Genomic DNA, 19,512 nt, shown 5'->3' on the forward strand with positions numbered 1-19,512 from the left:
AGCCACCGCATCAAGAAATGCGCATGGAACGACGACTACCTAATCCAGGCCCTGACCCATATGCGATAGCCCTGCCCCCTTGTGGGGGAGATCAGCAGCTTCAACTCCGCAGCAGTTTCGCCAGCCTCGGCACACCCTCACCCACCGCGCGGTCGTCGGCCAGCGTGAACGACATGCGAAGCGTGTTGCGGCCGGTGCCGTCGGCGTAGAAGGCGTTGCCAGGCACGAAGGCGACGCGCGCCTCCTTGACCGAACGCGCCAGGAGCTCGGTGGCGTTCGCGCCTTCCGGCAGCGTCAGCCAGACGAACATGCCGCCGTCCGGGCGGCTCCAGGAAATGCCGTCGGGCATGTTGGCTTCGAGTGCGGAAAGCAGCGCGTCGCGGCGCTTGCGGTAGGCGCCGATCAGCTTTTCCACCTGGCCGTCGAAAATGGTTTCGGCGACGCGGTGCATGACCATCTGGTTGATCGAGGGGCTGTGCAGGTCGGAGGCCTGCTTCATCAGCACCAGCTTTTCCACGACATGGCGCGGCGCGCAGACCCAGCCGACGCGCATGCCGGGCGACAGGATTTTCGAGAAGGAACCGCAATAGAGCGTGCGCGCCTTGTCGATACCGCCCGAGCGGGCGCAATCCAGCGCCAGGATCGGCGGCACGCCCTCGCCGTCATAACGCAGCGCGCGATAGGCGGCGTCCTCGATCACGGCGATGTCGAGTTCGCCGGCAAGGTCAAGCACCGCCTCGCGCTGCCTGGCGTCCAACGTGTTGCCGGTCGGATTGGCGAAATCCGGCACCAGATAGGCGAATTTCACCTTGCCGCCATTCGCGGCCGCAGCGGCGCGATAGGCCTCCGGCGTCATGTTGCCGCCGGCGGTGTTCAGCCGGTCGTAGCGCGGCTCATAGGCGTTGAAGGCCTGCAGCGCGCCAAGATAGGTCGGCCAGGTGACCAAGGCCGTATCGCCCGGCGACAGAAAGAGCTTGCCGAGATAGTCGAGCGCCTGCTGCGAACCGGAGGTGATGAAGATGTTGCCCTCGTCGCACTGGATACCGAGCTTGCCCATCTGGCCGGCCAGCCATTTGCGCAGCGGCAAAAACCCTTCGCTGACCTGATACTGCAGCGCCGTCCCTGCTTCGGGGCCGCCGAGCACGGCCTGATAGGCATCGCCGATCGCCTGCGCCGGAAACAGCGACGGGTCGGGAATGCCGCCGGCAAACGAGATGATGTCCGGCTGGTCGAGCAGCTTCAGCAGCTCGCGGATTTCCGAAGCCTTCATGCGCGTGGAGCGCGAGGCCAGCAGGTTCAACAGGGTCAAGGCGCACCTCCCGTGGGGCGTGTTCTATTTAGGTCAACTTGGCTGACCTATTATCAGGCTTTTCTGCCGAGTTGAATAGCCCAGCCGCGTATCGGGCGCAGGCCAATCGCGGCCGTACCTGCCGCTGCCCCGACCATAATAGTCACCGAAACGTGACCAACGGTAAATATCAGTCGCCTCTAATTCAACCGGCATAGGTGGTACTGATGAAGTGGCTCTGCAGGGAGCCAAAAAAGATGGGAGATACAGGCTATGAATACGAAGATCGCATTTCTGAGCCTATTGGCCGCGTCGGTCATCGCCGGCACGGCATTCGCCGGCATCCTCGACGAGCCGAAGATGATGGCGCCCTTCTTCACCGACAAGACCATGAAGACGATGAAGTCGGACGCCGACATGAAGAAGGTCTGGGCCAAGATGTCGAAGAAGCACCAGACGGCAATGATGAAGGAATGCCAGGACGCGGCGATGAGCAAGCCGCATGCCGAATTCTGCGCGAAGTTGAATGCGCTGGCCGGCCACGCCTGATCGGGTTAGACGGCAGGGTGGCGGGCCAGAGGACCGCCACCCCGCCTTGTCGCCGGCAACGATCCGTCAGGCGGGCGGCGTGGCAAGGGGCCAAGCAAATCGCCTAATTGCCGCTATATTAGAAAGAGAGCATATTACCTCGAGCTGGAGGTACGCTCCGGTCGAACCGCCCGTTGCGCACGATCGTCCGAGCGGTCCACGGACCAGTCAAATGCCAGGAGAAACAGGCACGCCCGTGCTGCCCGCATCATTGGGTAGCCGGGCACTGATATCTGGAGGAGGATCCCATGAAGGTTACCATACTCGCGACTTACGAACCCCATGCCGCCAAAGGGCTGATGCAAGGATCGAATCGGGAAGTAGCCATTGCGGCGCTGTTTGAAAGTGTCGGCGGCCGGATGCACAGCCTGATGTTCACGCGCGGCATCTACGACGTCATCGTCAATGGCGAGGTGCCGGACCAGATTGCCGGGATGGGCATGACGCTCGCCGTGCGGGCAAGCGGTTCGGTGAGCGATCTCGTCGTTCTCGAAGAGCTCGACATGAAGGCGGTGATCGCGGCGGCCAACAAGGCCGCCGGCGCCTACAAGCCGGCCGGCTGATGCCAGACTGAAGGAGGAAACCATGACCGCCTACAATGTAGTTCGCTTTCGCACCAAGCCGGGCAAGGAAAAGGCCTTCATCGACGCGCATGAGAAGGTAACTCTGAACGCCAAGGGCTTTCGCAAGGGCGCCTTGATCAAGACCGGCGAGCGCACATTCTGCATGGTCGGCGAATGGAACGACATGGACAGCCTCGCCGCGGCGCGCCCGATGATGATCGGCATTCTCGACACGTTCCGCGATATGCTCGAGGACCTCGGCGGCGATCTCGGCGTGACCGATCCGGTGTCCGGCACAGTCGTTGCCGAAATTGGCTGAGGACGTTTCCTGTAAGCGTGGCCGGGCCACCATGCGTGCCCGGCCGACGCCGGCGGCTGAACTCGGCGACATGCCGCCCGCGTTGGGGCGGCGCGTTTGTCTTTACCTCAGAACGGCAACCGGATTTCGTCCGGCTCGGTCCTGTCCGGCCAGCCGATGTCCTTCTGGATATCTGCCGGCAGCTCGTTGAGCTCGCGCGTCGTGCGGCGGCGCTTGCTGGCCTGCGCGAAGGCAGCACGTATCCGGTTGAGACTTTTGAACATGGACAGCTCCCATAAATCAGCGGCGCAAAACCGATGCCGCCCATTCACCCGGCGCCGCTTTTGCGATGCGTCTGTAACCAGCGGATTGCGCGCGAACGGTGAAATGCTTCACGAAGCCGAAGCGGCTTGAAACATATGCATGCAAACTAAATTATGGGATCGGCCAGATGGCTTGCGTGTCAGATGAGGCATCGGCGCGAACGGCACGCCGCTGCTTGACGACTTACGCGACCACCTTCCCGCCCCGCGCCACTTCCCTGCCCGCGCGATAGACCGTGCGCTCCTTCGGCACAGCCACCACGGCTTCCGGGACATGCTCGGCCTTGAGCGCGACGAAATCCGCCTTGGCGCCGGCGGCGATGCCGTAGCCTTCCAGCCCTAGCGCCTTGGCGCCGGCCTGGCTCACCACGTCATAGGCGGCTTCCAGCTCCCAATCCTCGTAGAAGCCGGAGCGGTAGCCGATCATGTTGGCGCGGTTCAGCATGTCGCCATCGCCATAGGGCCACCAGGAATCGCGGATGTTGTCGGAGCCGGCAAAGACCGTCACACCCGCCTTGCGCAGCGCCGCCACGGGCGGGAAAGCATGGTCGCCGGGCGCGTTGGTCATGATGGCGAGGCCGGCGGCGGCGATGCGCTCGCCGGCCCTAGCCAGCGCGTCGGCTGAAATGTCGCCCAGCGCATAGGCGTGGCTGACGGCGACCTTTCCCTGCATGCCCGATGCCGTGGTCCGGGCGGCGATCTCCTCGATCTCGAACAGGCCGAGCGTGCCGCCGTCATGCAGATGGATGTCGACACCGGCGCCGCGTTTCTCGGCAAGGCCGAAGACGATTTCGAGATGGCCTTTCACGTCGCGGTCGAAGCTCGCCGGATCGAGACCGCCGATGAGGTCGCAGCCGAGCTTCAGCGCCTCGTCGAGCAGCTCCGCCGTGCCGGGCGAGGATAGGATGCCGCTCTGCGGGAAAGCGACGAGCTGGATGTCGATCAAGTCGCGGTATTTCTCCCGCACGCCGAGGATCGTCTCAACATGCTTCAGCCCGACCGCGGCGTCGACCATGACGTGGCTGCGCATGGCGAGGCTGCCATGGCCGACGCAGAGCTCGAGCTGGCTCTTCGCGCGCTCCGCCATCGGCGCGGCCTGCGCGAGGTTGCGCATCTGGAAAGCCACCCGCTCGCGCACGTCGAAACCGTTGGTGCACGGAATGTGCGGACGCCAGGCATCGCCATAGAAGGACGTGTCGAGATGGATATGGCCCTCGACGAAGGCCGGCAGCACGAGCTGACCGGCGAGATCGATGGCGCTGGACCCGGCTGCATTGCCGGCCGGCGCAATGGCGCGGAAGCGGCCGCCGGCGACGGTGAGGTCGGCGACCGTACCGTCGGCCAGCCTGGCGTTGAGAAAATGAGTCTGGTTCAAGATGCAATCCATTGAAAGTGAACGGCATCAGTGGTCGTCGCTTGGCGGGCCAAGGTCAATGCCGCCAGAGATAGAAACTGTTTCGTCTCGACTTATCTTCTTCTCTTAGAGCAGGTCTGCCCTCATGCCACTGCCAGCTCCTGCTGCAGCTGCGTTACCGCCGCGAGCGCGTCGACGCGCAGGAAGCGCTTGCCGGTAACGGCCAGGCTGGTGACCTCCGAATCGTCCTCGATGACCTTTGCCGACTGCCTGATGATGCGGACCAGCATCGCGATATCGGGACGAGCATTCCTCTTCTCCTTCAGGTGCAGCGACTGCAGGAGCGCAATGACGCCGGCGACGACAGGCGCCGCCTGGCTGGTGCCCTGGCGCACGATGGAAGAGCCGGCATTGCCGCCGATGCCGGTTGCGAGCACCCACGAACCCGGCGCGAAGATGACGGTGCCGCAGCCGTCGGCGTCGACCTTTTCCATGCGCTGCGTATAGATGGCGAGTTGATCGGCGCGCGAGCTCTGGGTCGAGGGGCTGCCGTATTCCGCTCCCAGGCTGCAGGGGCGGCCGGCAGCGTCGTTGCAGGGCTGGTCGTAGACGGCGCCGACGCTCACCACTTGCCTGACGATCGCCGGATAGCACATGCCCTCGGCGGCGAGTTCCTTCGTGGCGAAAAGGCCGTAGTAATTGCCGGCAGCGGCCACGACAGGAATGTTGCGCGCCGCCAGTGCCAGGATCGCCTGGGTGACGGGGTTGGCCGCAAAGCCTGAATCGTCGGCATGATTCTTGTTGTCGCCGACCGAGAGGCAGACAACGCTTATGCCCAGCCGGTCCGCATTGTCGAGAACCCAGTTCAGCCCGTTGGCGATTGCCGAGCTTATGTCCGCGCTCTGGTCGGAGCCGGTGCCTTCGAGAATTTTGACCGGCACGATGCGGCAGGCAGGCGCGACGCCGATATGAACCCCTTTTGCCGCCAGCGCGCCGGCGACATGGGTGCCATGGCCGGACGCATCGGTGATATCGTCTCCGGGCGGATCGGACATGCAGTTGACGCTGGCCGCGATCCGCAGGTCGCTGGGCTGGAAATCGAGATGACCGGTGAAGCAGCCGCTGTCGAGCACCGCCGCCGTCACGCCCTCCCCGTTGGCGATGGCATGGGCTTGCTCGAAATGCACCAGGCTGCTGACCTCGGCCATTTCGAGGGCGTGGCCGGACGATGGTTTGAACGGGATCTGATCCGGTATCGGCGGAGCAACGAAATTGATTTCTGTCGCGGCGGCGGCGCGCAACTTGTCGCGCCCCTTGGCGCGCTGGCCGGCACTTTTCGCCGGCTTGCGTTTCTTCGCCTGTTTGACAGCTTTGGCTGGCCCGGGTTTGCGCATGGCTTTCCCCCTCGCGATCGAGTGCTACTGCGAATTGCCGGAGCCTTCCGGCGCCAAGGTCAGCTCAACGGTGCGAACATGCACCCCGAACGACCACAGCCAGTTGAGCACATCGGAATGACCGATGGCCGTGTAGACGCCCCCGCCGCCGCAGAGCATTCCAGGCAGATGATCGGCATAGATCAGGGCGCGTGAGGTTACGCCGACCAGCGCCGGCGGCGGCAGGAAGGTTTTCCCTTTTGCGTCGGTCTGTTCGGGAGGATACCAGTAGACAGGACCGCCGCTGTCGCCGTTACAGGTGTCGACAGGGATACCCGTGCTGCCGGCGCTGACACGGCCAAGCACGAATTCATGAAAGCCGGCGCAGGGCGTTCCGCCGAAATTGCCCTGGCTGCAAAAATAAGAACCGATGTCGATGCGTCCGCGCTCAAGCGTGCGCGAGAACGTGCCGTTCTGCGTGATGCCGTAACCGGCGGCGGTGAGTTGCTTGGCTCCGGACGCGTAAACCGCGTGCATGCTGGCGACGCGCGTAAGTGGTCCACTGGGCGTCGGGTCCTCGCCATCCTTTTCGTCCTGACGGCTCTGCACGAAAAACAGCGCCAGGTCGCGGCCTGCATTGTCGACAGCGTCGTCGCAAACGTAGCCAGGGAAGCGCACCGCTTCGCGGACTGGACGTAAGGTAAATTTCGCGATCGTGTCCGGATCATCAGGCAAATCGAAGGTGCGTTTGTCAATAAACCGGTAGCTCGCGATCACGCCGCAGGAACAATGGCCAGCTGTCAGCACCGCGTGCTGGTCGTGAAGCAGCGTACCGGTGCAGACTGCTTCCTGATCACTGGCGGGCGACGGGCGGAAGGTAATGCGCACGACGTCCTGGTAAACGCCCGACGGCACCGGCGCCGCATTGATCATCTGCGGGCTGAACTGGCCTTCGCGGTCGTCGGGCACGGACGGCGCGCCGGTGCCGGCCTGCAACGTCTGAAATGTCCCGGTCTGATAGGGGTCGTCTTCCGCGGCGACTGGTCCCATGCAGACGGCAACGAGCAAGGCTGCCAAAAAGGCGAGGCGCACGGCGGAAGAGACCGCGTAAAGCCCCCTGCCCGGCAATCCGTTCATCGCCTCACTCTCCCGCCTGCATCGCCTGGAAGCATTGCGCGCGGCCTTCGGGCGTGGCGTTGATCGTCTCGTCGTCGAGGCAGGAGCCCAGCCGCTGCAAAGCCGGCGACGTCGTCTCGGCGGAGCGGACACCCGGAGCCGCCGGCGCGACTGCCGCGACGGCGCCGCCGCCGTCCGGCCCGACGGCCAGGCGCTGGCCGACCGAGATATCGCCTTTCGCCAGCGCCTGGTCGGCGGTGGTGTCCTGGCGCATCTTTCGCAGCGTCTGGATCAGTTCCGCGTTGGTCTGCCACAGTTCCTTGCGGTTGGCGGCCTCGTTCTGGAAGATCGACAGCGTCGCGGCCGGGATCGAGAGCGCCACCTGCGCGGCATAGAGCGGAATATCCACGGCGGCATTGAGCTCGCTTGGCTTCACGACGGTGACGTTCTTCAACAGGCCGTTTTCGAAGACCACGTCGGTCTCCGCCGTGACGAACATGGCGCGGTTGACGCCAAGCGCGAAGATCGGCGCATGGTTCGGCATCGACACGTATTCGGTGCCGGCAAGGAGCCAGGGTTCGCTCGGGCTGTCAGGATCCTTCTTGCGCAGGATCTTGATGCGGTGCGACAGTTCCGGCCGGTAGAGCACGCCGCGCTGCATCAGCTTGCGGGCATCGGCTCTCTCCTGCTGGTCCGGATAGACAGCGCGGCCAGCGCTCGGCTGGCGGCACAATTGCGGCGACCATCCCTCCACATAAGGGTCGTCGCGGTCGTCCATGTAGACGCAATAGCCGAATGGCCTGAGCGCCTTGTTGACCGCCTCGGCCTCGCGTCTGTCGAACGGATCGTAGTCGAGCGTCGCATAGAGCGCGGTGTCGCTGAGTTGCAGTTGCGCCGATCGGCCGAGATCGGCGAGTTCCTGCGCTTTCGAGGCGGCAATGAGGTCCCCGGTCGCCTGGATAATCGCATTCGCAATCGGCTTCGACCTGTCGTCGGCGAACGTGTAGATGCGGGCGAGCAGGCCATTTTCGCTGCGCTGAATACCGACGCGGTCGTTGGAGAAAGCCGACAACAGGAAATCGAGGCAGAATGTATCCGTCGTGTCGCTGACCAGCTCGGTATTGGCTATCAGTTTCAGGCCGTAATTGGCGGGCGAGCCGCCGATTTCGACATGAACGAGACGCTTTGGCAGAAAATAGGCGCCGGCATTGACATGGCATGCGCCTGGCGGCGAAGCGGTCGCCAGGCCGGCCGGCCCCTCGACCGAACCGGTCTCCAGCATCGACTGCGAGCACGCCGAAACAAGCAAGGCCAGACATGCCGCTGCCAGGGCCGGGAACGATCCCGCGCGGCGCATCAGAACTGCACCGTCGTGGGTCTCGTCCCCACCTGGACGGTACCGACATTGGCTTTGAGCAATTCCGGACAGATGTCCTTCAGCACCGCGTCGCCGGAGATGAGCGCGGTGTCGCCGGAGAGCGCGGCCCCATAGTCGGCGAGTGCCACCGTGCCCTGCGGCGCCGGCACGCCGGTCGCCGTCATCGCGCCGCCCACGGTGGCTCCGAGTTTCAACGGCTGCGCGTCGGTGTGCTGCGGTATGTTGGGCGTGTTCCTGTTACCGGAATCCTTCAGATAGGCGATGTAGGCCTTCTGGGCCTCGACAAGATCGTTTTGCGCGGTGATGAGATCCCTGCGCGTCTTGTTGCTGTTGACCGACGCCTGGATGGTTTGCGTGGGCAAGGCGATGATGCCGTAGACCACATCGAGCGGAATGTTGACGAAGCTGGCCGCCTCGCTGCCCTTGGCGAGGCACACATCGGTCAGCACCCCGTCCTTGAAGACAAGGCCGGTGCGGCGGGTGGCGAAGACCGCCCTGTCGATGCCGACCGAGATCACCGGCGAGATGTTCTCGAAAGCGAAATATTGCATCTGCGCCAGCCGCCAGCGCTCGGAGCTTCCGGGATCGGCCTTGACATAGACGGAGACCGGATAGTTGGCGCGCGGCCGGTAAAAGATGCCGCTCTTAGGCTTTGGAACGAGGTAGCGCTGGCTGGCCGCGATCTCGGCCGTCCTGGACGGATGGTTCGCCTCGGCCTTCTGCGGCGCGGCGCAATAAGCGTCGATCGAGATTGCGTCGATGTCATAGGAATAGTCGCCGAGCACGACGCAGAAGCCAAGCGGGGCGATCGACTGGTTGATCTCGGCCACCTCCTGCTGGTCGAACGGATCGAAGGTCAGATCGCGCACGACCTCGGTTGCCGCCCCGCCGCCGACAGCCGAGCGCGCGCCGGCGAAATTCGGATTGCCCGAAATCAGGATGAAGGCTGTGCGGATCAGCTTGCGGATGATGGTCGCGGTCTGATCCACGGCATTGGAGGCAACAAGTTGGAGGAACGGCGTCGCCTCCTTGGCCGGAGTGGAATCCGTGGCCGTGACCCTTTCCTTGAACACGCGCACCGTGTCGTCTGCGAAAGCGCTGGCCAGATGATCGAGGCAGTAGGTGTGCCTGTTATCCGGCACCTTCTTGTCCGCCTGCTCGACCTTGACGCTGTTGACGCCGCCACCCACGGGCTGCAGGACGACGACGTGCAGCAGGCTCTTCGGCAGCGAGTAGGAGCCCAGCCGGCTGGCGCAGGGCAGCGCGCCGGTAGCGGCGGAATGGACGCCCGATACCTGGGTGTATTCCAGCATCGGCGCCGAACCGACGACCGAGCAGGCCGTGAGCGCCGCTGCGGCCGCGAGCGCCGTCAGCCGGGACAGGGAGCAGCGCCGCATCACTTGGTCACCGTTGGAGCGTTGGCGTCGAAGGGGCAGCGCAGTTCCATCGTGGTGCCGCGCAGGATGGCGAAGCCGGTGGCCGGATTGCGGATGTTGGTCAGGTCGCTGTATTCGAACGGATCTTCCAGCGGATGGCTGGCCAGCCTGTCCCAGACAGCGTCGCCACCGGTGAAGCAAGCGTATTGCACGGCCACGGCCCGTGTGCGGTCGTCGGCCGCCGGGATCGGATCGTAGCCGCAAAGCGCGAGCTTGTAGCCGTCGTCGAGATGGCAGCTGTCCTTGCGCTCGCATTTGCTGATCATGGTGCGCGTGGCGTTGCAGACCCGTTTCGAATACCGCCCCGTCGGCAGATCGCCATAGAGCGCGTCGACGATGTGGATCTGCGGCCGGTAGCCGCTCTGCAGCAGGACGATCGTTTCCTTGGCGGCCTTGGCCGCATCCATTGCCTTGGGATCGTTCTGCAGCAGGGTGCGCCTGGGCAAAGTGGCCGCGACGGCCGTGGCGTCGGCGCCTCCGAACAGATCCCGCAATTGCGTGGCCTGCGTCGTGAACCAGTCGACCGGTCTTGCCCTCGCCACTGGATCGTTCAGCGTCAGGAGGGCCGACTTCATGTCGTTGGCGTAGCCGACCCGCTCGAAAGGCGGCCGATAGATAGGTGTCGACGCTTCCGTGCCGACCATGATCTTCGCCATTTTGCCGAAGGACGCGGCCGCCTTGTCGGGATCGACGACGCGCATCTTCAGCATGATCGCTTCCGCGAGGTCAAATGGATCCTTGGTGTTGTCGGCAGGCCCCCAGTTGGTGGCGGTGATCCAGTTGGAAAGTTCCGGAGCCGCCTTTCCGATCAGATCCGGCTTGCCGAGGCCGCGATAGGTAGCGATATCCTGGACGAGGATGACGAGAGCCGTGCCGACAGGATCGGTCCCGGAAGGCGGTTTGTGGGACCTGAGCCACGCGCCGAGATCGCTGCTTTTTACGGCAATCTCGGTTGATGTTGGTTCGCCTCGATAGGAGGCGATGTCCAGTGCGAGGTTGACGAGAGCCGCGCTGACCGGATCGGTGCCGGAAGACGGCTTGTGAGACCTCAGCCAAGCGCCGAGGTCGCCGCTTCTTGCGACGATTTCAGTCGGTGTCGGCTCGGCGCGGTAGGCGGCGAGCGCCTTCTCAACGTCCTGCGCGGCGACTTCGGCATCCGCCGGTTTCTTTGCCTGCACGGCATCGGCCAGCTTCTTCTGCGCCGCGCTGACGGCATCGAGAAGGGCCTGCTGGCGGTCGGGCGGCGGCGTCTCGGCCGCGAGCAAGGTTGCCTTGCCGCTCAAGACCAGCAGGCACAAACAAGACAAAGCTACGCCAACGGCAGTTTTGAAACTTCCGCGCAAAACCCGCATGAGAGTTGATCCCCCTCCAATGCAGGATGGCAGAACTGCCGACCGAGGCGAGCCGTTTTATTTAGTATCCACAGATATTCTGAAATTAGCCACAGTATGGATGGCGGACGACCATGCAAAGGCCGCGGCTGAACATCCAGGCCTGCCACCCGCTTCGAGATTGAGCTCCGTTCCAAAGCATTGAAACCGAAGCAGCCGGGACCGAACTGGTGTTTTACTTGACGGGGTCGCGCGACCGGCGATGTCAAGCAATTGAAATAGCACCATATTTATAAGGGTGCGCTAAAAAGCGCGGGCGGCCTGGAAGGCTATCGCCCGGGCATTTGGCGCGGCGTCCCACCCTGTTCCGGAGGCCCGGCATATTCCGCTTTCGCGGAAGTTTCAGAGGGCGGCAAATATGTCATGGTGAAGTCTGCGGTATGAGGCCGCCGTGGTCGACGCGGACGCCCAAGCACATCCCCAACAATGCGCCCCCAACGGACGCGTCGACCATTGACGGAAATGCCACCGGCGGCCTTGCCAAGGTCGCCGTTTTTTTTCGATCAGTCCGGTTTTGATCAGCCTCGCTGTTGGTCAGGCTTGCGCGCTGGCATATTCGGCGACCAGCAGCTCATAGTCCTCGAAGGAAGGCAGCGCAGCGTAGCCATGCACCGCTCCTGTCGCGGCCCAGGGCAGTTTCTCAGCCGTCCATGTCTCGATGAAGGGCGTGAACCAGGCATGGTCGTCGAGCATGGTCGGGCGCAGGTTGACGAACCAGTCGAGCCCTTCGGGGCGCGTGAACATCCAAGTCATGCAGTTGCCGCAGAAATAATGCCTCGACGCGCCATGCAGGCCGCCGATCACCGCCTCGCCCCTGGTGATCTCGAAACCCTCGGAGGGAATGGCCGCGCTCAGCGAATAGGCGCTGGACGACATCGACTGGCAGCCGGTGCAGTGGCAGGCCATTGTGAGCAATGGCCTTGCCGAGATCCTCAGGCGCACGCGGCCGCAGCGGCAGCCACCTTCGGCGGGGAGAGCGAGGTCGGGCAAGATGGGCTCCTTGGATCGAGGTTTTTCCTTCTCCCCTTGTGGGAGAAGGTGTCGCCGAAGGCGACGGATGAGGGGTGTTCCAGGGAATGCCAACGTCTCACTCCGCTGGAACACCCCTCATCCGTCTCGGCGCTATCGCGCCGATCCACCTTCTCCCACAAGGGGAGAAGGAGAAAAGCGCTCAGCCGACCAGCTCCGCCGTCGTCGTCATTCGTACGCCCTGCCCGGCAAAAGCCTCGTTATGGCGGGCGATGATCTCCGGCGCCTTTTCCTGGTCGCTGTCCAGCGTCGAATGCGCGTCGGAGACGACGGTGACACCGAGCCCTTCGGCAAAGGCGCCCTTGACGGTGGCGGCGACGCAGAAATCGGTCTGGGCGCCGATGAGCACGACATCCTTGGCGCCTTGCCCGGCCACCCATTCGGCCAATTCGGGGTTGGAGAAGGCGTTGCCGACCTTCTTGCCGAAGGTCGGCTCATCTGCGGCCTGGCCGAGCAGCGGCCAGACCGGCCAGCCGGAAGAGCCCTGCGCCAGCGGATCGCCCTCAGGCCCGTCATGGCGCACGAACGCCACCTTGCGGCCGGAATGCCGCGCCCAGTCGATCAGCGCGCGCGTCCGCCCGGCGATGGCGTCGGCGTCATGGATCGGCGGGTCGAAGCGACCGTCGAACATGCCGGTTTGCAGGTCGATGACGATGAGCGGCGCGGTGGGGGATGGGGTGGTGTGTGGCATGGCGGCGAAAATAGCGTGGGCAGGGGGTGGGTCAAGGCGGAGCGCCCTCTCCTTCTCCCCCTGTGGGAGAAGGTGGATCGGCGCGATAGCGCCGAGACGGATGAGGGGTGTTCCAGCGGAGTGAGACGCTGGCTTTCCCTGGAGCACCCCTCATCCGTCGCCTTCGGCGACACCTTCTCCCACAAGGGGAGAAGGGGGAACTCTACGACATCAGCGGCATCGGGCCCTTCAGCGCCTCCGCCAGCGCATCGCGAAAAACCGCGATCGGCTGCGCCAGCCTTCCGGCCGGCGGGCGGTGCAAGAGCCAGCAGCGCACCTGCGGCTTGAAGCCGGGGCAGTCGACCACCTCGACCGCGTCGCGCCATTGGCTGCCCGACAGCGCGCCCGGCGTGACGATGCCGATGCCGTGGCCGCGCGCCACCAGCGACATACGCAAGTCCGCGCCTTGCGCCTCGACGCCGACATGGAACGGCAGCCGCGCCACCTCGAAACGGTGGCGGATAAAGGCGCGAAAACCGCAGCCGGTCTCGTTGAGCACCCAGGGGTAACGCGACAGCATATCGATCTCGACCGGCTTCGGCACGCCGAGCCCGGGCGAAGCGACGAGCAGCACCGACTGCGTGCCGAGATCGTCGCCGGCAAGCTCCGGCGGCGGCGCGACCCCTTCGGGCAGACAGACGGCGACGGCGTCGATCTCACTGTGCTGCACCTGCTCGACCAGGCGCGGCGACAGGCTGGAGGTGATCTTCAGCGTCAGCCGCGGGAAGGCTTCGCGCAGGCTGTCGAGCGGTGCCGACAAGGCGCTGGTCGAGAGGTATGGCATGATGCCGAGGCGGAACTCGCCCCGCACCGCGCCGTCCAGCGAGACGCCCGCCTTCAGGTCTTCCAGCGAGCGCAGCACGCGGCGGCCATGCTCATAGGCCTCCCGGCCGGCGACCGTCGGCTTCAGCGGCTTCGACTGGCGGTCGAGCAAGGGGGTCGCCAGTCGCTCCTCGAGGTTCTGGATGCGGCGCGTCACGCCCGGCTGGGTGAGGTTCAGCCTGGCCGAGGCGCCGACGATGGAGCCGGTCTCGACGACAGCGACGAAGGCTTCGAGATCGTGAATGTTCATGCGAACCTCGCATAATCATTATCAGGTCATTTGAATTGTAGCATTATGCTGATCTGGAATAAAGTCCTGATGAGATATGCGGATAGCGAGGACTCATCATGGACGGATCGGACAACGCTCAAGCCGTGACAGCGGCGTTCGCCGCGCCGGCCGCGGCAACCGGCACCATCACCAGGGCGCAGACGCTGCTGTTTGCCGGCTCGGTCGGCATCATCATCACCAACATCTTCGCGCCGCAGACACTGGTCGGGCTGATCGGCCCGTCGCTGGGGGCGGCGGCGTCCGAGGCCGGGCTCGTCTCGATGGCGGCGCTGCTCGGCTATGCCGCCGGGCTGTTCTTCCTGGTGCCGCTCGCCGACCTGGTCGAGAACCGCGTGCTGGTACTGCGCATGCTCTGCGCTGCGGTGCTGGCGGCGGCGGTCGCTTCCGTCGCGCCGTCGGCCGCTTCGCTGCTCCTCGTGCTGTTCGTGCTGGGTGCTGCGTCCTCCTGCATCCAGGTGCTGGTGCCGGTCGCCGCCTCGATGGCGCCGCCCGGACAGGACGGGCGCGTCATCGGCGACGTGATGAGCGGGCTGATGATCGGTATCCTGTTGTCGCGGCCGCTGGCCAGCCTCGTCGCCGACGCTTTCGGCTGGCGCGCCTTCTACGGCATCGTCGCCGCGACGCTGGCGCTGCTCGCCCTCCTGCTCGGCTTCACCATGCCGAATCGTAGACCGCTGGCGCATGCGAGCTATGCAGGGCTCATTGCTTCGCTGCTCGAGCTTCTGCGCCAGGAGCCGGTGCTGCGGCGGCGCGCCTTGACCGCCGCCCTGGTGATGGCGGGCTTCAGCGTGTTCTGGACGGCGGTGGCGCTCAGGCTCGCGGCACCGCCTTTCGATCTCAGCCAGAAAGGCATCGCGCTGTTCGCGCTGGTCGGCGCCGGGGGTGCCGCGGTGACGCCGCTGTTCGGCCGCGCCGGCGACCGCGGCTGGACGCGGCCGGCGACGATTGTCTGCCATCTGGCCCTGATCGCGGCGCTCGGACTCGCCGCCTTTGCCGGTGCCGCCGAGACCGGCGGCGCATGGCTGCCGCTGGTGCTGATGGGTGCTGCCGCGGTGCTGCTCGACATCGGCGTCGTCGGCGACCAGACGCTCGGCCGCCGCGCCGTCAACCTGCTGCAGCCGAAGGCGCGCGGCCGCATCAACGGGCTGTTCGTCGGCATCTTCTTCATCGGCGGCGCCATCGGCTCGCTGCTGGCGGGCATCGCCTGGGCCTGGGGCGGGTGGAATGCGGTGTGCGCGGTTGGAGCGGTGTTCGGGGTGATGGCGCTGGTGGTGGATTGGGTGGGGTAGCGCAGTCTTTTCCTTCTCCCCTTGTGGGAGAAGGTGTCGCCGAAGGCGACGGATGAGGGGGGCTCCAGGGAAAGCCGACGTCTCACTCCGCTGGAACAGCCCTCATCCGTCTCGGCGCTGCGCGCCTATCCACCTTCTCCCACAAGGGGAGAAGGGAGAGGCTTACCCAATCCCGCCCGTCACGACATACGCCCCGGCGCTGCGCCCATCCGCCGACTTCACAATGGCCGTGACGATCGAACCGTAGGAGCCGCGCCAGACGCTGTGAAAACCTCGATGCGTCGCGGCCGGCACGACCACCCGGCCGGTGTAACGACTGCCGCTTGCCTGCAGGACGACCGGTTCGCCGTTGAGGTGGACTTTCACCACCGCAACGTCGCCGGCGCCCACCTCGATCTCTAGTGCAATGACGATCTCGTCGGTGTCGCCGAAGCGGGACGTCTCGGCGCTCAGCGTGAGGCCGAGCGGCGCATTGCCGGCACCACGCGCGCTACCCTCGAAAACGTCGCCGGCCAGCGCCGGCGTGCGCGGCGGGACGGTGCGGCGCCGCGTGGCGCGCTCGTAGTCGCCGGCGAGGCTGAGCAGCGCGGCGTCGTCATAGGCCTTGCCCGCGAAGGTCAGCCCGACCGGCATGCCGATATCGGCCATGGTGCCCATCGGCACCGTCACGGTCGGAATGCCGAGATGGCGCCAGACGAGATTGCCGTTGGCGACCCAGGTGCCGTTGCGCCAGGCAAGCGCGGCCGAGGCTTCGTTGACGTCGGCGTCGGCCGGGCCGACATCGGCGACCGCCGGCAGCACCACGGCGTCGAGGCCATTGGCGTCGAGCCACGCCTCGAAGTCGACGCGGCGCGTTTCTTCCAGGCCTTTCAGCCCCGCCTCGATGGTGGGAATTTCCGCGAGCGGCGCAACGCCTCGCCTGGCGCGCTCGACATAGTGCGCCAGGTCGAAATCGGCGTCGCCACCATAGCGGTCGGGCAGCGCGCCCGGCGGCTGCGGGAAAATCTTCTTGCCGTCGACAGAGGCGAGATCGGGGATGGCCGGGTCGGCATTGGCGCGCAGGAAATCGTCCCAGGACCAGATGGACAGGTCCCAGAGTTCACGCTCGGCGAAGTCCGGCGGCACCAGGCCGCGGTCGACCATCGACAGCGCGCCGGGGCGATCTCTCTCGTAGTTGGAGACGACCGGGAAATCGACCTCGACCAGTTTGGCGCCGAGCGCTTCGAGGTCGCGCGCCACCTGCCGCCAGAGATCGAGCACCGAAGCGCGCGTCTCGATCGGGCGATCGGCGCCCTCGTCCTTGCCGATATACATTTTCGGCACGCCAAGACGCTTGCCCTCGAGCGCGCCTTGCAGCGGCAGCGCGGTATAGCGCGCCGGCCGCAGCGCGGAGGCTTTCGGGATCTCCACCCAGGGCTGCACGCGCCAGAAATTGCCGCGTGTCTTGGAATCATCAGCGACGATCACGTCAAGCAATTCGAGCATATCGGGAACAGTCCGCGCGTGCGGCACCACGACATCCATGGTCGGCACCAGAGGCCAGTTGCCCCGCGCCGAGATGATGCCGCGCGACGGTGTGTAGGCGACCAAGGCATTGTTGGAGGCTGGCGCCCGGCCGGACGACCAGGTCTCCTCGCCGAGCCCGAAGGCGGCGAAGGACGCGGCGGTCGCGGTGCCCGAGCCGTTGGACGAGCCGGAACCGAAAGCGGCGGTCAGGAAATCCTTGTTGTAAGGGCTCTCGGCGCGGCCATAGATACCGCGCTGCATGCCGCCATTGGCCATCGGCGGCATGTTGGTGAGCCCGATCAGCACCGCGCCGCCTGCCCTCAGCCTGGCGATGGTGAAGGCGTCTTCCGTGGCGACGAGATGCTCGAAGGCCGGCGAGCCGGCGGCGACCGTCAGGCCCTTCACCTTGTAACTGTCCTTGGCGGTGTAAGGAATGCCGTCGAGCGGCCCGAGCGTCTTGCCCCGGCTGCGGCGTAGGTCGGAGGCTTCGGCCTCCTCGAACATGTTCGGGTTGAGAATGGGGACCGCGTTGAGCTTGATGCCGTGGCGGTCGTAATGCGCAATGCGATTGAGGTAGGCGGCGATCAGCTCGACGCTGGTGACGGTGCCGTCCTCCAGCGCGCGGCGCAGGTCGGCGATCGAGGCTTCGACGAGGTGGAGTTGGGGCATGATTGGCGGGCGAATTCCCTTTTAGAGGTTGCGTTCCGTCACACCCCCCTCTGCCCTGCCGGGCATCTCCCCCGCAAGGGGGGAGATTGGATGTCACGCAGTCTTTCGCCAATTACAAACGTTGCAAGAATGGCGCCTGCGCCGAAGCTGCCGATCTCCCCCCTTGCGGGGGAGATGGCCGGCAGGCCAGAGGGGGGTGCTGTCCCGCCAGCCGATCCCATGAAAAACTCCTCAGCAACACCTTCACTCCGGCGCCCCCGCAAACAGCACCTTGCCGTCCCCTCCGGCTGCCGGCCAGTCGCGGATGGTGCGGTCGATGCCGCCGGTCAGAAGCGTGCCGTCGGCGGCGAAGGCGACCGAATAGATCGGGCCGGTGCCGGGATCGAATTCGGCGATCTCGGCGCCGGTGTCCATGTTCCAGATGCGCGCCGTGCCGTCGAGCGAGACGGAGCCGAGACGCTTGCCGTCGGAAGACAAAGCGAGCGCATAGACGGTGCCGGAATGGCCGTCGAAACGGCGCACTTCCTTGAACGTATCGAGGTCCCAGAGTTTGATCGTGTAGTCGCCGCTGCCGGTGACGGCATGATGGCCGTCGGCGGTGAAGACCGCGCCATAGGCGCCGCGATCGTGGCCGTGCCAGCTGCGCAACTGCCTGCCGGCGGCGATGTCCCAGAGTTTCAATTCGCCGTCGATGCTGCCGGAAATGGCGCGCGTGCCGTCGGGCGAGACGGCGACGGAGCTGACCGACCAGTCATGGCCGGGCAGCACATGCAGCACCTGGCCCTTCGCGAGGTCCCAGACGATGACCGAGCCGGTGTCGTGGCCGCTGACGGCAAGCTTGCCGTCGGAGCTAATCGCCAGATCGCGAACGCCGCCGTTCTGGCCCGACGCAAAGACGTGCAGCACCGTGCCGTCGGCGAGCTGGCGCAGCACGATCTCGCCGTCGTCGCCGGCGGTGAGCGCGGTCTTGCCGCCGGGCATGAAGAGCGCGACACGGGCCATGTCCTTGTGCTCGCCGAGGTCGCGGATCAGCCGCTTGCCGTCGATATCCCAGAGCTTGATCATGCGGTCGGTGCTGGCGCTCATGATCTCGCGGCCGTCGGCCGAAACCGCCAGCCAGACGACGGCGTCTCGATGGCCTTCCGGCGCGGTCGGCCGGGCCGCAGGCGCCGGCGGAGGCGGCGCCACGGTCTGCGGCGTGGCGGGCGCAAGCGCGGTCTGCTGGACGGGTGGTGCCGGTTGGACAGGGCCGGGCTCGACCGGCGCAACGACTGCCGGCGTCGGCGGAATGGGTGGTGCGGGCGCCACTGCGGGTTGGACGGGCGGCGCCGGCTTTGCGGCCTCCTGCTGCGCCGGCGTGGGCGTGGTTGGCCTCGCGCTCGCCCCCGGCATGGTTGGCTTCGCGCTCACCTCCGGCTCGGGCGCCAGCTTCGGCTCGACTGGTGCCGTTGCGACTCGATTCACCGGTTCGCTGTCCTGCGTCCGCCACGGGCCGAACTGGTCGCCGACGATAGCCAGCAGCGCCAAAAGCGGCAAAGCCAGTGCTGCGCGGCGCAGCCACGGATGGCCGGCCGGCGCGATCTCGGCGTCGCGCCCGAACAGAGGGGCGGCTGGATCGTGCCTTGCCGCTGCCGGCAGCAGGCCGGCGAGGAACAGCAGCCCGGCAAGCACCGACAGCGCGCCGGTCACGCCGAAGACTTCCAGGCGCGTCGTCGCCAACGGCTTGCCGCCCAGCACCGGATAGAGCCTGGCGATGCAGGCAATGCCGACGATCAGCATCGCCAGCGCCAGCAGCCTGTCGGTCGATCTCTTCATCCTGCGCCCTCCCGCCCTATGGATGGGCGACCCTGGCATCTTAGCCGAGCTTGCGGTCAAGGCTAAGTGCAAGACATCACACAGCTTCGACGAGCGATATCTTGCGCATCCGGTTCAGGCCGGCACGCTCATTCCACTATTGGACGACGGTTACATCAGTAGAGCGCTATCCCCAGGAACAGAACGGCCCTTTTTCCGCCGGTCATTGACAGAAACTGATCGTATGAGATTATCCGCCTGTATTTCGAGGAG

General features: G+C 65.5%; 17 protein-coding genes. 4 read left to right on the top strand and 13 right to left on the bottom strand.

Annotation, left to right across the window (positions count from 1 at the left end; translation table 11 throughout):
* Window positions 1-100 precede the first annotated feature (100 nt).
* Entirely contained in the window at window positions 101-1,270 is a 1,170-nt protein-coding gene (locus KVT37_RS28760; protein WP_217578448.1) for a PLP-dependent aminotransferase family protein, read from the bottom strand.
* A 291-nt stretch (window positions 1,271-1,561) separates the two neighbouring features.
* On the opposite strand from KVT37_RS28760, the gene KVT37_RS28765 reads away from it, so the two are divergent.
* The 3 genes from KVT37_RS28765 (at window position 1,562) to KVT37_RS28775 (ending at window position 2,758) form a co-directional block, all read left to right on the top strand.
* Entirely contained in the window at window positions 1,562-1,837 is a 276-nt protein-coding gene (locus KVT37_RS28765; RefSeq protein ID WP_217578404.1) for a hypothetical protein, read from the top strand.
* Between the two features lie 287 nt (window positions 1,838-2,124).
* Window positions 2,125-2,439 (top strand): GYD domain-containing protein, encoded by a 315-nt coding sequence (locus KVT37_RS28770; RefSeq protein WP_217578405.1) that lies wholly within the window; start codon window positions 2,125-2,127, stop codon window positions 2,437-2,439.
* A gap of 22 nt (window positions 2,440-2,461) precedes the next feature.
* Window positions 2,462-2,758 carry a putative quinol monooxygenase gene (locus KVT37_RS28775; RefSeq protein ID WP_217578406.1) on the top strand — a complete coding sequence of 99 codons (297 nt, stop codon included), beginning with the start codon at window positions 2,462-2,464 and terminating at the stop codon, window positions 2,756-2,758.
* A 107-nt stretch (window positions 2,759-2,865) separates the two neighbouring features.
* Here KVT37_RS28775 and KVT37_RS28780 read toward each other — a convergent pair whose 3' ends face one another.
* The 10 genes from KVT37_RS28780 to KVT37_RS28825 form a co-directional block, all read right to left on the bottom strand.
* Window positions 2,866-3,021 (bottom strand): hypothetical protein, encoded by a 156-nt coding sequence (locus KVT37_RS28780; protein WP_217578454.1) that lies wholly within the window; start codon window positions 3,019-3,021, stop codon window positions 2,866-2,868.
* A gap of 223 nt (window positions 3,022-3,244) precedes the next feature.
* Complete coding sequence (locus KVT37_RS28785) at window positions 3,245-4,447, bottom strand: amidohydrolase family protein (protein WP_217578407.1); 1,203 nt, start codon at window positions 4,445-4,447, stop codon at window positions 3,245-3,247.
* A 110-nt stretch (window positions 4,448-4,557) separates the two neighbouring features.
* A complete protein-coding gene (locus KVT37_RS28790) occupies window positions 4,558-5,808 on the bottom strand; it encodes a S8 family serine peptidase (protein ID WP_217578408.1) in 1,251 nt (416 codons plus the stop codon).
* Between the two features lie 24 nt (window positions 5,809-5,832).
* Window positions 5,833-6,924: a trypsin-like serine protease gene (locus KVT37_RS28795; RefSeq protein ID WP_217578409.1), complete on the bottom strand. Its 1,092-nt coding sequence runs from the start codon at window positions 6,922-6,924 to the stop codon at window positions 5,833-5,835.
* A 4-nt stretch (window positions 6,925-6,928) separates the two neighbouring features.
* Complete coding sequence (locus tag KVT37_RS28800) at window positions 6,929-8,212, bottom strand: hypothetical protein (protein ID WP_217578410.1); 1,284 nt, start codon at window positions 8,210-8,212, stop codon at window positions 6,929-6,931.
* Between the two features lie 47 nt (window positions 8,213-8,259).
* Window positions 8,260-9,678, bottom strand: a complete 1,419-nt coding sequence (locus tag KVT37_RS28805) for a hypothetical protein (RefSeq protein ID WP_217578411.1) — start codon at window positions 9,676-9,678, stop codon at window positions 8,260-8,262.
* Window positions 9,678-11,000 carry a hypothetical protein gene (locus tag KVT37_RS28810; RefSeq protein ID WP_217578412.1) on the bottom strand — a complete coding sequence of 441 codons (1,323 nt, stop codon included), beginning with the start codon at window positions 10,998-11,000 and terminating at the stop codon, window positions 9,678-9,680. The genes KVT37_RS28805 and KVT37_RS28810 overlap by 1 nt, the downstream gene beginning before the upstream one ends.
* A gap of 642 nt (window positions 11,001-11,642) precedes the next feature.
* Window positions 11,643-12,098, bottom strand: coding sequence for a GFA family protein (locus KVT37_RS28815; RefSeq protein WP_217578413.1), 456 nt, complete (start codon window positions 12,096-12,098; stop codon window positions 11,643-11,645).
* A 181-nt stretch (window positions 12,099-12,279) separates the two neighbouring features.
* Window positions 12,280-12,828 (bottom strand): isochorismatase family protein, encoded by a 549-nt coding sequence (locus KVT37_RS28820; protein ID WP_217578414.1) that lies wholly within the window; start codon window positions 12,826-12,828, stop codon window positions 12,280-12,282.
* A 202-nt stretch (window positions 12,829-13,030) separates the two neighbouring features.
* Window positions 13,031-13,939 (bottom strand): LysR family transcriptional regulator, encoded by a 909-nt coding sequence (locus tag KVT37_RS28825; protein ID WP_217578415.1) that lies wholly within the window; start codon window positions 13,937-13,939, stop codon window positions 13,031-13,033.
* A 98-nt stretch (window positions 13,940-14,037) separates the two neighbouring features.
* Here KVT37_RS28825 and KVT37_RS28830 point away from each other — a divergent pair, with 98 nt between their 5' ends.
* Window positions 14,038-15,270 carry an MFS transporter gene (locus tag KVT37_RS28830; protein WP_217578416.1) on the top strand — a complete coding sequence of 411 codons (1,233 nt, stop codon included), beginning with the start codon at window positions 14,038-14,040 and terminating at the stop codon, window positions 15,268-15,270.
* A gap of 162 nt (window positions 15,271-15,432) precedes the next feature.
* On the opposite strand, the gene KVT37_RS28835 is transcribed toward KVT37_RS28830, so the two are convergent.
* Window positions 15,433-17,445: an amidase gene (locus tag KVT37_RS28835; protein ID WP_217578417.1), complete on the bottom strand. Its 2,013-nt coding sequence runs from the start codon at window positions 17,443-17,445 to the stop codon at window positions 15,433-15,435.
* Between the two features lie 243 nt (window positions 17,446-17,688).
* The gene (locus KVT37_RS28840) at window positions 17,689-19,260 is read right to left on the bottom strand and encodes a WD40 repeat domain-containing protein (RefSeq protein WP_217578418.1); all 1,572 of its coding nucleotides are present in this window, start codon (window positions 19,258-19,260) and stop codon (window positions 17,689-17,691) included.
* Between the last annotated feature and the right edge of the window lie 252 nt (window positions 19,261-19,512).

This window comes from Mesorhizobium sp. GbtcB19 (assembly GCF_019091085.1).
Classification (GTDB): domain Bacteria; phylum Pseudomonadota; class Alphaproteobacteria; order Rhizobiales; family Rhizobiaceae; genus Mesorhizobium.

What these genes read in the sequence shown, in the direction of transcription:
- KVT37_RS28840 (WP_217578418.1), bottom strand. Translation starts at nt 19,260, where the DNA reads ATGAAGAGATCGACCGACAGGCTGCTGGCGCTGGCGATGCTGATCGTC.
- KVT37_RS28795 (WP_217578409.1), bottom strand. Translation starts at nt 6,924, where the DNA reads ATGAACGGATTGCCGGGCAGGGGGCTTTACGCGGTCTCTTCCGCCGTG.
- KVT37_RS28805 (WP_217578411.1), bottom strand. Translation starts at nt 9,678, where the DNA reads ATGCGGCGCTGCTCCCTGTCCCGGCTGACGGCGCTCGCGGCCGCAGCG.
- KVT37_RS28775 (WP_217578406.1), top strand. Translation starts at nt 2,462, where the DNA reads ATGACCGCCTACAATGTAGTTCGCTTTCGCACCAAGCCGGGCAAGGAA.
- KVT37_RS28770 (WP_217578405.1), top strand. Translation starts at nt 2,125, where the DNA reads ATGAAGGTTACCATACTCGCGACTTACGAACCCCATGCCGCCAAAGGG.
- KVT37_RS28820 (WP_217578414.1), bottom strand. Translation starts at nt 12,828, where the DNA reads ATGCCACACACCACCCCATCCCCCACCGCGCCGCTCATCGTCATCGAC.
- KVT37_RS28785 (WP_217578407.1), bottom strand. Translation starts at nt 4,447, where the DNA reads ATGGATTGCATCTTGAACCAGACTCATTTTCTCAACGCCAGGCTGGCC.
- KVT37_RS28780 (WP_217578454.1), bottom strand. Translation starts at nt 3,021, where the DNA reads ATGTTCAAAAGTCTCAACCGGATACGTGCTGCCTTCGCGCAGGCCAGC.
- KVT37_RS28830 (WP_217578416.1), top strand. Translation starts at nt 14,038, where the DNA reads ATGGACGGATCGGACAACGCTCAAGCCGTGACAGCGGCGTTCGCCGCG.
- KVT37_RS28760 (WP_217578448.1), bottom strand. Translation starts at nt 1,270, where the DNA reads ATGAAGGCTTCGGAAATCCGCGAGCTGCTGAAGCTGCTCGACCAGCCG.
- KVT37_RS28765 (WP_217578404.1), top strand. Translation starts at nt 1,562, where the DNA reads ATGAATACGAAGATCGCATTTCTGAGCCTATTGGCCGCGTCGGTCATC.
- KVT37_RS28825 (WP_217578415.1), bottom strand. Translation starts at nt 13,939, where the DNA reads ATGAACATTCACGATCTCGAAGCCTTCGTCGCTGTCGTCGAGACCGGC.
- KVT37_RS28835 (WP_217578417.1), bottom strand. Translation starts at nt 17,445, where the DNA reads ATGCCCCAACTCCACCTCGTCGAAGCCTCGATCGCCGACCTGCGCCGC.
- KVT37_RS28790 (WP_217578408.1), bottom strand. Translation starts at nt 5,808, where the DNA reads ATGCGCAAACCCGGGCCAGCCAAAGCTGTCAAACAGGCGAAGAAACGC.